The organism is Micromonospora sp. NPDC048887 (assembly GCF_040649715.1).
In the GTDB taxonomy this organism is placed as follows: domain Bacteria; phylum Actinomycetota; class Actinomycetes; order Mycobacteriales; family Micromonosporaceae; genus Micromonospora.
This window is the reverse complement of record NZ_JBEZGA010000004.1, coordinates 360,803-373,533: the sequence shown is the minus strand read 5'-3', so window position 1 is coordinate 373,533 and position 12,731 is coordinate 360,803. Positions and strand designations below refer to the sequence as shown.

Here is a 12,731-nt window from a genome sequence, read left to right as displayed (position 1 = left end):
CGTCAGGAAGGCAACGGCAGTCGCTGGCGGACGAGGTCCCAGACCGCGTCGGCGACGGCCTCCTTGGGCTGCTCGGCCAGCCGGTGCACGGCGCCGTCGGCGCCGATCACGGTAACCGCGTTGGTGTCGGCGCCGAAGACCTTGTCCACGCCGACCTCGTTGACGACGATCAGGTCGGCCCTCTTGCGGGCCAGCTTGGCCCGGCCGTTGGCCTCCGCGTCGTCGGTCTCGGCGGCGAAGATCACAAGCACCTGCCCGGGCCGGCGGACGCGCCCCAGCTCGGCGGCGATGTCGGGATTGGTGACCAGCTCGATGGTCGGCGCGACGCCGTCGTCTGACTTCTTGATCTTCCCGCTGGCATAGGTGGCGGGCCGGAAGTCCGCCGGGGCGGCGGCCATCACCACGGCGTCCGCGTCGGCGGCCGCCGCGATCGTGGCGGCGCGCAGCTCCTCGGTGGTGCCCACCCGCACCACGTCCGCCCCGGCCGGGTCGGGCAGCGCCACGTTGGCCGCGACGAGCGTGACCCGGGCGCCCCGGGCCACGGCCGCGCGGGCGAACGCGTACCCCTGCTTGCCGGACGACCGGTTGCCCAGGAACCGGACCGGGTCCAGCGGCTCGCGGGTGCCCCCGGCGGTGACCACCACGTGCCGGCCGGCCAGGTCGGCCTCGGCCTCCACGCCGCGGGCCAGCGCCCGGCGGGCCACCGCGAAGATCTCCGCCGGGTCGGGCAGCCGGCCCTTGCCGGTGTCCCGCCCGGTGAGCCGGCCCACCGCGGGCTCGATCACGCGGACGCCGCGCGAGCGCAGCGTGGCCACGTTCGCCACGGTGGCCGGGTGCTCCCACATCTCGGTGTGCATGGCCGGGGCCAGCAGCACCGGGCAGCGCGCGGTCAGCAGCGTGTTGGTGAGCAGGTCGTCGGCGAGGCCGTGAGCGGCCTTGGCGATCAGGTCGGCGGTGGCCGGGGCGACCACGACCAGGTCGGCGTGCTGCCCGAGCCGCACGTGCGGCACCTCGTGCACGTCGGACCAGACGTCGTCGGCGACCGGCCGGCCGGACAGGGCCGCCCAGGTCGGCGCCCCGACGAAGCGGAGCGCCGAGGCGGTCGGCACCACCCGGACCCGGTGACCCGACTCGGTGAAGAGCCGGAGCAGCTCACACGCCTTGTAGGCGGCGATGCCGCCGCCGACCCCGAGGACGATCTCGGCGGGCATCGGCGCGGGCGCGGTTACGGCTGGTCGGTCGGCTCGGCGGTGAGCAGGCCCGCGTTGATCTCGCGCATGGCGATGGAGAGCGGCTTCTCCTGCGGGGTGGTCTCCACCAGCGGGCCGACGTACTCCAGCAGGCCCTCACCGAGCTGGCTGTAGTAGGCGTTCACCTGACGGGCACGCTTGGCGGCGAAGATGACGAGCGCGTACTTCGAGGTGGTCTTCTCGAGCAGCTCGTCGATCGGCGGGTTGGTGATGCCCTCGGGGTTGGTGGCGATGGATCCCACGAATTAAACCTCTGCGTCTCGTGCGCCGCCCGCGGGCGGTCGGGCCGGAGCCAGGAAGGACGAACCGAGTAATCCTACCAGCTCCGCCGCGGCGCGCTCGGTGTGGTCGTGTGAGACCTCGTGGGCGAGGAGGGCCGCGACGTCCGGGTCGGCCCGGTACGCCGGCGGCGCGAGCAGCACCAGCCGGGCGCCGGGCGCCGCCGCCCGTACCGTCAGTGCGCCGGCCGGGTCGAGCGGCAGCAGCACGGGCCGCCCCTCGGCCAGCCGCGCGCGCACCTGGGCCCGGGGCACCCCCCGGCGGTACGGCCCGATCCGGCACCACTCCAGCAGCTCCCCGGCGGCGATCAGGCGGTCGAAGCCGGGCGCGTCGAGGAAGACGCGGTCCACGCCGTCGCGCTCGTCCGGGCGCGGTGGCCGGGTGGTGGCGACCACCGGGACCCAGACAGACGCAAGGCGCGCCCGGACGGCCTCGACGACACTGCTCCGGCCGGACCCGGAGGGACCGGTCAGGACAGTGAGCCGAGCCACCGAGCGCGCCTCGTCATCCGTGCTCACCGCTTGTTTCTACACGGCGGGCCGTTCAGTTCGCGGCGAACTCTCCGAGCAGAGCCTTGCGCTGCTGCTCGCCGAGGCCGCGCAGGCGACGGCTGTCCGCGATCTTGAGCTTCTCCATGATCTGGGTGGCCCGGATCTTGCCGATGCCCGGCATCGCCTGGAGCACGGCCGAAACCTTCAGCTTGCCCACGACGTCGTCGGACTCGGCCCGCTCGAGGACGGTGGCGAGGGTGGTCTTGCCCTGCTTGAGCTGCTCCTTCAGCTCAGCGCGGGCCTTGCGGATCTCCGCGGCCTTCTCCAGCGCGGCAGCGCGCTGCTCGGGGGTCAGTGACGGGAGCGGCACCAGTTCTCCTCAGGTCCCTAGTACGGCGGGCTGAGCGCCCCACCGCATCTGTGAAACGTGGTGTCGCTGGAAACCAAAGGGGTCCGTGGTTCCCAGCGCGGGGAAAACTAGCGGTCAACGGAGATTTCGGCAACGTGGACGCGCGATGATCAACACAAAGTGACCGAGCCGTCAGTCAGTCGGCGACGCCCAGGGCGGCCCGGCAGTCGGCAAGCACCCGCTCCGTCGCGGCCCGCAGGCGCTCCGGGTCGGGGCCCGCGCCGAGCACCTCCCGGGAGTACGAGGGAAGCACCGACGGCAGCGCGGCGCCGAACACGGTACGCAGCCCGGCCGGCGTCCCGCCCTGCGCGCCCATCCCCGGGGCGAGCAGCGGACCGTTGAACGATTCCAGATCGTGACCTGTCTCACCGACCGTCGCGCCGACCACCAGACCGAAGCTGCCGAGCGGCTCCGCACCCCGGTTGAGCTGGGAAATCTCGTCGATCACGGTCTGCGCCACGGTGCGCCCGTCGGCACCCACGGCGCGCTGCACGGAGGCCCCCTCCGGGTTGGAGGTGAGCGCCAGCACGAAGACCCCACCACCGTGCGCGGTGGCGGTGGAGAACATCGGGGCGAGCGAACCTACTCCCAGGTAGGGGCTAGCGGTGACCGCGTCGACATACAGAGGGCTGGATGGATCTAGGTACGCCGAGGCGTACGCGGCGACTGTCGAGCCGATGTCGCCGCGCTTGACGTCAAGCAGAGTTAACGTTCCCAAATCTCGCAACTGTCGGATAGTTGACTCAAGCACACCGACGCCACGCGCGCCGAAACGCTCGAAGAACGCCGACTGCGGCTTCATCACGGCGACCCGGTCACCGATCGCCTCCACCACGGTGCGGCAGAACCGCTCCAGGCCCGTCACGTCGTCGGACAGGCCCCAGGCGGTCAGCAACCCCGGGTGCGGGTCGATCCCCACGCAGAGCGGCCCTCGTTCCGCCACGGCCCGGTGCAGGCGGGCGCCGAACGTCTCCATCGTGTCTCTCCCTCTCCCGACGGCCCCGGGCCGCCTGGCGTGTCCGGCGACGGCCTCCCGTCGCGCCCTGTCGAAATCGGCCGGACTCAGCCGGCCTTGACCGCGGCGGCCACTCCGGCCGCGATCCGCGCCACGTCCGCGTCGTCGCAGACGTACGGCGGCATCGTGTAGACGAGATCCCGGAACGGGCGCAGCCACACCCCCTCGGCGGCCGCCGCGGCGGTCGCCCGGGGCAGGTCCACCTCGTGGTCGAGCTGCACCACGCCGATCGCGCCGAGCACGCGTACGTCGGCCACGCCGGGCGCGTCCCGCAACGGTTCCAGGCCGGCCCGCAGGCCGGCTTCGACGCCCGCCACCCGTCCCGCCCAGTCCCCGCCCCGCAGCAGGTCCAGGGAGGCGTTCGCGACCGCGCAGGCGAGCGGATTGCCCATGAACGTCGGCCCGTGCGCCAGCACCCCGTCGGCGGAGATCGCCCGCGCCACCTCCGGCGTGCACAGCGCCGCGGCCAGCGTCAGGTACCCGCCGGTGAGCGCCTTGCCGACACAGAGCACGTCCGGGGCGACTCCGGCGTGCTCGGCGGCGAACATCCGGCCGGTCCGGCCGAAGCCGGTGGCGATCTCGTCGAAGACCAGCAGGATGCCGTGCCCGCGGGTCACCTCGCGCAGCACGCGCAGGTAGTGCGGATGGTGGAACCGCATGCCCCCGGCGCCCTGGACCACCGGCTCGACGATCACCGCGGCCAGCTCGTCGGCGTGCCGCTCGACCGCCTCCACCAGCGCCGCCTCGTACGCCGGATCCGGTGGCGCGTCGAAGCCGGGCGGGGGCACCGGCGCGAACACCTGCCGGGGCAGCACGTCGCCCCAGAGGTGGTGCATACCGCCCTCCGGGTCGCACACGCTCATCGGGTGGAACGTGTCACCGTGGTAGCCGCCGCGCCAGGTGCCCAGCCGGCGGCGTCGCGGGCGGCCCAGCGCCCGCTGGTACTGCAGGCACATCTTCACCGCGACCTCGACGCTCACCGAGCCGGAGTCGGCCAGGAAGACGTGTTCCAGGCCGTCCGGGGTCAGCTCGACGAGCGTGCGCGCCAGGCGTACGGCGGGCTCGTGGGTGAGCCCGCCGAACATGACGTGGCTCATCCGCCCGAGCTGGTCGGTCACCGCGGCATCCAGCACCGGGTGCCGGTAGCCGTGGATCGCCGCCCACCACGACGACATCCCGTCGACCAGCTCCCGCCCGTCGGCGAGCCGCAGCCGCACCCCTTCGGCGCTGTCCACCACGTACGGCGAACTGGCGGGAGGGATGGCGGCGTACGGGTGCCACACGTGCCGCCGGTCCGCCTCCAGGATCTCCTCAGGCGTCATGACTCCTCCTCGTTCCCCCTCCCGCCCCCGCCCTCTCCCTCCCCCGCGATCTTGCGGTTGCTGCCCCGGCCGCGCCCGGAATGAGGCGGTGTGCCGGGGCCGGAAGTGCAAGATCGCGAGGGTCAGGGGGCGGGGCGGGGGTCAGGGGGTGGCTCGGGTTATGGCTCGGGTGAGGGCGGGGCCGCGGTAGATGAAGCCGGTGTAGAGCTGGAGCAGGGCGGCGCCGGCGTCGAACATGCGGGTGGCGTCGTCCGGGTCGAGGATGCCGCCCACACCGATCACCGGCAGCCGGCCGCCGGTCTCCCGGTGCACGAACGCGACCATGTCGCGGGCCCGGGCGGTGAGCGGCCGGCCGGACAGCCCGCCGGCCTCGGCGGCGCGCTCCCGGTCGGCCGGGGCGAGCCCGTCGCGGGCGAGCGTGGTGTTCGTGGCGATGACCCCGGCCGCGCCCCGGTCGAGGCACACCTCCAGCAGTTCGGCCACGGCCGGCTCGGTGAGGTCCGGGGCGATCTTCACCAGCACCGGCTTCTCCCCCACCAGCGCGGCGAGCAACGCGTCCAGATGTGATCGGTCCTGAAGCGACCGCAGGCCGGGAGTGTTCGGTGAGGACACGTTTACGGCGAAGTAGTCGCCGTGGTCCTTGAGCGCCCGGTAGGACGCGAGGTAGTCCTCGACCGCCTCGTCCAGCGGGGTCACCTTGGACTTGCCGAGCGAGATGCCCAGCGGCACGCCGAGCGGGCGCGGCAACGCGGCCAGCCGGTCCGCGAGCGCCGCCGCGCCGGCGTTGTTGAAGCCCATCCGGTTGATCACGGCTTCGCTGTCACGCAGCCGGAACAGCCGGGGCCGGGGGTTGCCCGGCTGGGCGTGCGCGGTCACGGTGCCGACCTCGACGAAGCCGAAGCCGAGCGCCGGCCACGCCGGCAACGCGAGTCCGTTCTTGTCCATGCCGGCGGCCAGCCCGACCGGGTTGGGGAAGCGCACCCCGAACACGGTGCGCGGCGCCGACCGGAAGTACGCCGCGCGCAGCGCCGCGAGAACGGCCGGCCGCCGCGACACCGCCGCCAGCCGCGCCAGCGTCCACTCGTGCGCGCCTTCGGCGTCCCCGCCCGCGAGCGAGAACAGCCGGGGCCGCACCACCTTCTCGAAGATCACGCCCCGGCCCCCCGCCCGGCCTCCCCGTCGATCATGAGGTTGGCGGCGGATTTGGAGATCCACATCGCCGCCAACCTCATGATCGGCGCGTGAAGGCGCGCTGTCACTCGCCCGCCCGCAGGGCGGCGTGCAGGTCCTGCAGCGGGCGGACCTTCAGGTCACCCCGGATGCGGGCCTCGATGCCCATGACGGCGGCGGCGGCGCCGGGCACCGTGGTGACGCACGGGATGTCCACGCTCACCGCCGCGCTGCGGATCTCGTACCCGTCGGAACGGGCGCTCGCGCCGGAGCCCTGCGGCGTGTTCACCACCAGCGCCACGTCGCCGCCGAGGATCAGCGAGACCGCGTCCGCGCCCTCACCCGACTCGTAGTGCTTGCGGATCTGCTCGCAGGCGATGCCGTGCCGGCGCAGCACCTCGGCCGTGCCGGTGGTGGCCACGATCTCGAAGCCCAGGTCGGCCAGGCGCTTGATCGGGAAGATCATGCCGCGCTTGTCCCGGTTGGCGACCGAGACGAAGATCTTCCCGGCGGTCGGCAGCGACCCGTACGCGGCGGCCTGCGACTTGGCGAACGCCTGCCCGAAGCCGGTGTCGATGCCCATCACCTCGCCGGTGGACTTCATTTCCGGGCCGAGCAGCACGTCGATGCCCTTGCCGGCCGGGGTGCGGAACCGCTTGAACGGCAGCACCGCCTCCTTGACCGCGATCGGCGCGTCGGCCGGCATGGTGCCGCCGTCGCCGGCCGGCAGCAGCATCCCCTCGGCGCGCAGCTGCGCGATGGTGGCGCCGAGCGCGATCCGGGCCGCCGCCTTCGCCAGCGGCACCGCGGTGGCCTTCGAGACGAACGGTACGGTCCGGGAGGCGCGCGGGTTGGCCTCCAGCACGTAGAGCATGTCGCCCTGCAACGCGTACTGGACGTTGAGCAGGCCGCGCACCCCGACGCCGCGGGCGATCTGCTCGGTGTAGTGCCGCACCTGGGCCAGGTGCGAACCGGCCAGGGTGATCGGCGGCAGCGCGCAGGACGAGTCGCCGGAGTGGATGCCGGCCTCCTCGATGTGCTCCATCACGCCGCCCAGGTAGACGTCGCCGTCGGCGTCCACGAGCGCGTCCACGTCGATCTCGATGGCGTCGTCCAGGAACCGGTCCACCAGCACCGGGCGGTCCGGCGAGATCGCTGTGGCCCGGCCGATGTAGTCACGTAGCGTGGCGTCGTCGTACACGATCTCCATGCCGCGGCCGCCGAGCACGTACGAGGGGCGGACCAGCACCGGGTACCCGATCTCGTCGGCGATCGCCTTCGCCTCGTCGTACGAGGTAGCCATGCCGTGCGCGGGCGCGCGCAGGCCGGCCCGGGCCAGCACCGCGCCGAACGCGCCGCGCTCCTCGGCCAGGTGGATCGACTCCGGCGAGGTGCCGACGATCGGCACCCCGGCGTTCTTGAGCCGCTGGGCCAGGCCGAGCGGCGTCTGCCCGCCGAGCTGGACGATCACCCCGATGACGCCGGGCCCGCCGGCCTCCTTGCCGGAGGAGTCCTCGGCGTGCCAGACCTCCAGCACGTCCTCGAACGTCAGCGGCTCGAAGTAGAGCCGGTCGGCGGTGTCGTAGTCGGTGGAGACGGTCTCCGGGTTGCAGTTGACCATGACGGTCTCGTAGTCCACGTCCCGGAGCGCCTGCACGGCGTGCACACACGAGTAGTCGAACTCGATGCCCTGACCGATCCGGTTCGGCCCGGAGCCCAGGATGAGCACCTTGGGCCGGGCCGAGGGCGCCACCTCGGTCTCCGAGTCGTACGTCGAGTAGTGGTACGGCGTGGTCGCCTCGAACTCGGCCGCGCAGGTGTCCACCGTCTTGTAGACCGGCCGGACGCCGAGCCGGTGCCGCAGCGTGCGGACGCCGTCCTCGGCGGCCAGCTCCGGACGCAGCGCGGCGAGCTGCCGGTCGGACAGCCCGGCCCGCTTGGCCCGGCGCAGCAGCGCGGCGTCGAGCACCGGCGCGTCCACGATCTCGGCGCGCAGCTCGACCAGCGAGGCGATCTGGTCCAGGAACCACGGGTCCATGCCGCCGGACGCCTCGGACACCTCGGCGATCGACGCGCCGAGACGCAGCGCCCGCTCGACCGTGTAGAGCCGGCCGTCGTGCGGCACGCGCAGCGCGGCGAGGGTGTTCTCCTTCGTCGCGCCCTCCGGATCCGGAGTGGTCCAGAAACCGGACGCCTTGGTTTCCATCGAACGCATCGCCTTGTTCAGCGCCTCGGTGAAGTTGCGGCCCAGGCTCATCGCCTCGCCCACCGACTTCATCGTGGTGGTCAGCTCCGGGTCCGCGCCGGGGAACTTCTCGAACGCGAACCGGGGGATCTTCACCACCACGTAGTCGAGCGTCGGCTCGAACGCGGCGGGCGTCTTGAGCGTGATGTCGTTGGGGATCTCGTCCAGCGTGTAGCCGATGGCGAGCTTCGCGGCGATCTTCGCGATCGGGAAGCCGGTGGCCTTCGACGCCAGCGCCGAGGAGCGCGACACGCGCGGGTTCATCTCGATCACGACGATCCGGCCGTCGGCCGGGTTCACCGCGAACTGGATGTTGCAGCCGCCGGTGTCCACACCGACCTCGCGCAGCACCGCGATGCCGAGGTCACGCAGCCGCTGGTACTCCCGGTCGGTGAGCGTCATCGACGGCGCGACGGTGACGCTGTCGCCGGTGTGCACACCCATCGGGTCGACGTTCTCGATCGAGCAGACCACCACCACGTTGTCGTGGCGGTCGCGCATCAGTTCGAGCTCGTACTCCTTCCAGCCGAGCACGCTCTCCTCAATGAGCACCTCGTGCACCGGGCTGGCCGCCAGGCCGGAACCGGCGATGCGCTCCAGGTCCTCGTCGGTGTGCGCCATGCCGGAACCGAGGCCGCCCATGGTGAACGACGGCCGGATGACCACCGGCAGGCCCAGGTCGGCGACCGTCTCGCGGACCTCGTCCATCGAGTGGCAGACCCGCGAACGCGGCACCAGCGCCGACGGGTCCGCCAGGCCCAGCCGTACGCCGGCCTTTGCGACGATCTCCTTGAACAGCTGCCGGTCCTCGCCCCGGTTGATCGCCTCGATGTTCGCGCCGATCAGCTCGACGCCGTACTTCTCCAGCACGCCCGCCTCGTGCAGGGCGACGGCGGTGTTCAGCGCGGTCTGCCCGCCGAGCGTCGGCAGCAGCGCGTCCGGGCGCTCCTTGGCGATGACCAGCTCGACGAACTCACGCGTGATCGGCTCGACGTACGTGGCGTCGGCGAACTCCGGGTCGGTCATGATCGTCGCCGGGTTCGAGTTGACCAGGCTGACCCGGATCCCCTCGCTGCGCAGCACCCGGCAGGCCTGGGTGCCGGAGTAGTCGAACTCGCAGGCCTGTCCGATCACGATCGGCCCGGAGCCGATCACCAGGACGTGCTTGAGGTCGGTCCGCTTAGGCATTCTTGCCGCCTTCACTGTGGTTCCGGTCGAAGCCACGGCCTTCGATCAACTCGGCGAAACGGTCGAAGAGGTAGTCCGCGTCGTGCGGGCCGGCCGCCGCCTCCGGGTGGTACTGGACGGTGAAGGCGGGCACGTCCACGGCCCGCAGCCCCTCGACCACGTTGTCATTGAGGCAGACGTGTGACACCTGGACACCGCCGAACTCGGTCTGGATCACCTGATCCGGCACCACGGCGCCGTCCCCGGCACCGGGCACCTGCACCGCGAAGCCGTGGTTGTGGCTCGTCACCTCGACCTTGCCGGTGGCCCGGTCGAGCACCGGCTGGTTGATGCCACGGTGGCCGTACCCCAGCTTGTAGGTGCCGAAGCCGAGCGCCCGGCCGAGGATCTGGCTGCCGAAGCAGATGCCGAACAGCGGGATCCGCCGGGCCAGCACCTCCCGGGCCAGCGCCACCGGGCCGTCGGCGGTCGCCGGGTCGCCCGGGCCGGGCGAGAAGAAGACCGCGTCCGCGCCGGTGGCGAGCAGGTCCTCGATCGTCGACCCGGCGGGCAGCACGTGGGTGGTGACGCCGCGGGCGGCGAGCCGGCGCGGCACGTTGCGCTTGATGCCCAGGTCCACGGCGGCCACCGTGAACCGGTGCTCGCCCTGCGCCTGCACCACGTACGGCTTGGCGGTGGTCACCTCGTCGGACAGGTTCGCGCCGACCATCTGCGGCGAACGGCGTACCCGCTCCAGCAGGGCGGCCGGGTCGTCCTCGACGCTGGAGATGCCGACCCGCATCGCGCCGCGCTCACGCAGGTGCCGGGTCAGCGCCCGGGTGTCCACCCCGCTGATGCCGACCACGCCCTCGGCGGCGAGCCGGTCCTCCAGGCCGCCGGTGGCCCGCCAGTTCGAGCTGATCCGGGCCGGGTCGCGCACCACGTAACCGGCCACCCAGATCCGGTCGGACTCGTCGTCGGAGCCGTTGACGCCGGTGTTGCCGATGTGCGGCGCGGTCTGCACCACCACCTGCCGGTGGTAGGAGGGGTCGGTGAGCGTCTCCTGGTAGCCGGTCATGCCGGTGTTGAAGACCGCCTCGCCGAAGGTCTCCCCGACGCTGCCGTACGCCTCGCCGTGGAACGTGCGCCCGTCCTCCAGGACGAGGATCGCAGGACGTCTCTTCACTTAACAGCCTTTCCGTCCAGGACCGTCGCCTCGCCGCGCAGGAAGGTCGCCACGATGCGACCCGGCAGCGTCATGCGGGCGTACGGGGTGTTGCGACTGCGACTGGCCAGCTCCGCCGGTTCGATGACGCGCCGGGCGGCCGGGTCGACGAGGGTCAGGTTGGCCGGTACGCCGGGCGCCGGGTCGAGGCCGTGCCCGGCCAGCCCGGCGATCCGGGCCGGTGTGCGGGACATCCGCTCGGCGATCAGGTCCCAGCGGGGGCCGAACACGTCGAGCGCGATGGACAGCGCCGTCTCCAGGCCGACCATGCCCGGCCGGGCGTACGCCCACTCGCACTCCTTGTCCTCCACGGCGTGCGGCGCGTGGTCGGTGGCGATGATGTCGATCACGCCCTCGGCCAGCGCGTCGCGCAGCGCGGCGATGTCGGCGGCGGTACGCAGCGGCGGGTTGACCTTGAAGACCGGGTCGTAGCTCTCCGCCTTGGCGTCCGTGAGCAGCAGGTGGTGCGGCGTCACCTCGGCGGTGACGCGTACCCCGCGCGCCTTGGCCTGGCGCAGCACCTCGACGCTGCCGGCGGTGGAGACGTGGCAGACGTGCAGACGGCTGCCGACGTGCTCGGCCAGCAGCACGTCCCGGGCGATGATCGCCTCCTCGGCGACGGCCGGCCAGCCGGTCAGGCCGAGGCGGGTGGACACCTCGCCCTCGTGCATCTGCGCGCCCTCGGTCAGCCGGGGCTCCTCGGCGTGCTGGGCGATCACGCCGTCGAACGCCTTGACGTACTCCAGCGCGCGGCGCATCAGCCGCGGGTCGGACACGCAGTGCCCGTCGTCGGAGAAGATCCGCACCCCGGCGGCCGAGTCGGCCATCGCGCCCAGCTCGGCCAGGCGCTCGCCGGCCAGCCCGACGGTGACCGCGCCGATCGGCTGCACGTCGACCAGGCCGGCCTCGCGGCCGAGCCGCCAGACCTGCTCCACCACGCCCGCGGTGTCGGCGACCGGCGAGGTGTTCGCCATCGCGCACACCGCCGTGTAGCCGCCGAGCGCCGCCGCCCGGGAGCCGGACTCGACGGTCTCGGCGTCCTCCCGGCCGGGCTCACGCAGGTGGGTGTGCAGGTCGACCAGGCCGGGCAGCGCGACCAGGCCGGTCGCGTCGATGACCGTGGCGTCGTCGGCGGTGGGTCCGCCGCCGACGGCGGCCACCACGCCGTCGCGGATGAGCAGGTCGGTCGGCTCGCCGCCGACGATGCTGACGCCTGTGATGAGGTACGCGGTCACCGGTTGTTCCCTCCGAGCAGCAGGTAGAGCACGGCCATCCGCACGGAGACCCCGTTGGCGACCTGTTCGACGATGGTGGAGCGGGGCGAGTCGGCCACCTCGGGCGTGATCTCCATGCCCCGGTTCATCGGGCCGGGGTGCATGACGATCGCGTGCCCGGGCAGCCGGCGCATGCGCGGCCCGTCGAGCCCGTAGCGGCGGGCGTACTCGCGGGCCGACGGGAAGTAGGAGTCACCCATCCGCTCACGCTGCACCCGCAGCATCATCACCACGTCCACATCTGGGAGAACGGCGTCGAGGTCGTAACAGACGTCGGTACCGGGGGCCAGGGCGGCGGCGATGTCGACCGGGATGAGCGTGGGCGGGCCGACCAGGGTGACCTTCGCGCCGAGCGTGGACAGCAGCAGCACGTTGGAGCGGGCCACCCGGGAGTGCAGCACGTCGCCGACGATCGCCACGTGCAGCCCGTCGAGCCGGCCCAGCCGGGACCGCATCGTGTACGCGTCGAGCAGCGCCTGCGTGGGGTGCTCGTGGGTGCCGTCACCGGCGTTCACGACCGAGCCGTCGACCCACTCGGCGAGCCGGTGCGGGGCGCCGGAGGCGGGGTGCCGGACGACCACCGCGTCCGCGCCCATCGCCTGGAGCGTGAGCGCGGTGTCCTTCAGGCTCTCCCCCTTGGCCACGCTGGAGCCCTTGGCGGAGAAGTTGATCACGTCGGCGCTGAGCCGCTTGGCCGCCGCCTCGAACGAGATCCGGGTCCGGGTGGAGTCCTCGTAGAAGAGATTGACCACGGTGCGCCCGCGCAGCGCGGGCAGCTTCTTGACCTCACGCCCGGCCACCGTCGCCATCTCCGCGGCGGTGTCCAGGACCAGAGTGGCGGTGCCGGCGTCCAGGTCGGCGCCGGAGAGCAGGTGCCGGATCAT

11 protein-coding genes are annotated in these 12,731 nt (G+C 72.7%); all 11 read right to left on the bottom strand.

Annotated features, from left to right (window positions below; genetic code table 11):
- Positions 1 to 2 precede the first annotated feature (2 nt).
- Complete coding sequence (gene coaBC / locus AB0C17_RS09455; protein ID WP_357477772.1) at positions 3 to 1,211, bottom strand: bifunctional phosphopantothenoylcysteine decarboxylase/phosphopantothenate--cysteine ligase CoaBC; 1,209 nt, start codon at positions 1,209 to 1,211, stop codon at positions 3 to 5.
- 14 nt (positions 1,212 to 1,225) lie between these two features.
- Positions 1,226 to 1,492, bottom strand: coding sequence for a DNA-directed RNA polymerase subunit omega (rpoZ, locus tag AB0C17_RS09450; protein ID WP_013285517.1), 267 nt, complete (start codon positions 1,490 to 1,492; stop codon positions 1,226 to 1,228).
- A gap of 3 nt (positions 1,493 to 1,495) precedes the next feature.
- Complete coding sequence (locus tag AB0C17_RS09445; protein WP_357477769.1) at positions 1,496 to 2,047, bottom strand: guanylate kinase; 552 nt, start codon at positions 2,045 to 2,047, stop codon at positions 1,496 to 1,498.
- A 25-nt stretch (positions 2,048 to 2,072) separates the two neighbouring features.
- Positions 2,073 to 2,390 carry an integration host factor, actinobacterial type gene (mihF, locus tag AB0C17_RS09440; protein ID WP_013285515.1) on the bottom strand — a complete coding sequence of 106 codons (318 nt, stop codon included), beginning with the start codon at positions 2,388 to 2,390 and terminating at the stop codon, positions 2,073 to 2,075.
- Between the two features lie 175 nt (positions 2,391 to 2,565).
- Positions 2,566 to 3,405, bottom strand: coding sequence for an orotidine-5'-phosphate decarboxylase (pyrF, locus tag AB0C17_RS09435; protein ID WP_357477766.1), 840 nt, complete (start codon positions 3,403 to 3,405; stop codon positions 2,566 to 2,568).
- Between the two features lie 86 nt (positions 3,406 to 3,491).
- On the bottom strand, positions 3,492 to 4,766 hold the full coding sequence (locus AB0C17_RS09430) for an adenosylmethionine--8-amino-7-oxononanoate transaminase (protein WP_357477763.1): 1,275 nt from the start codon (positions 4,764 to 4,766) through the stop codon (positions 3,492 to 3,494).
- 141 nt (positions 4,767 to 4,907) lie between these two features.
- Positions 4,908 to 5,918: a quinone-dependent dihydroorotate dehydrogenase gene (locus tag AB0C17_RS09425; protein ID WP_357477760.1), complete on the bottom strand. Its 1,011-nt coding sequence runs from the start codon at positions 5,916 to 5,918 to the stop codon at positions 4,908 to 4,910.
- 103 nt (positions 5,919 to 6,021) lie between these two features.
- Entirely contained in the window at positions 6,022 to 9,369 is a 3,348-nt protein-coding gene (gene carB / locus AB0C17_RS09420) for a carbamoyl-phosphate synthase large subunit (protein ID WP_357477757.1), read from the bottom strand.
- Entirely contained in the window at positions 9,362 to 10,534 is a 1,173-nt protein-coding gene (gene carA, locus AB0C17_RS09415; RefSeq protein WP_357386489.1) for a glutamine-hydrolyzing carbamoyl-phosphate synthase small subunit, read from the bottom strand. Before carA ends, carB begins: the two co-directional genes overlap by 8 nt.
- On the bottom strand, positions 10,531 to 11,808 hold the full coding sequence (locus AB0C17_RS09410; RefSeq protein ID WP_357477754.1) for a dihydroorotase: 1,278 nt from the start codon (positions 11,806 to 11,808) through the stop codon (positions 10,531 to 10,533). The genes carA and AB0C17_RS09410 overlap by 4 nt, the downstream gene beginning before the upstream one ends.
- Positions 11,805 to 12,731, bottom strand: a complete 927-nt coding sequence (locus AB0C17_RS09405) for an aspartate carbamoyltransferase catalytic subunit (RefSeq protein ID WP_091424316.1) — start codon at positions 12,729 to 12,731, stop codon at positions 11,805 to 11,807. Before AB0C17_RS09405 ends, AB0C17_RS09410 begins: the two co-directional genes overlap by 4 nt.

Excerpts from the sequence above, each read along its gene's own strand:
- coaBC (WP_357477772.1), bottom strand. The coding sequence starts at position 1,211 with ATGCCCGCCGAGATCGTCCTCGGGGTCGGCGGCGGCATCGCCGCCTAC.
- pyrF (WP_357477766.1), bottom strand. The coding sequence starts at position 3,405 with ATGGAGACGTTCGGCGCCCGCCTGCACCGGGCCGTGGCGGAACGAGGG.
- AB0C17_RS09430 (WP_357477763.1), bottom strand. The coding sequence starts at position 4,766 with ATGACGCCTGAGGAGATCCTGGAGGCGGACCGGCGGCACGTGTGGCAC.
- carB (WP_357477757.1), bottom strand. The coding sequence starts at position 9,369 with ATGCCTAAGCGGACCGACCTCAAGCACGTCCTGGTGATCGGCTCCGGG.
- AB0C17_RS09405 (WP_091424316.1), bottom strand. The coding sequence starts at position 12,731 with ATGATCCGGCACCTGCTCTCCGGCGCCGACCTGGACGCCGGCACCGCC.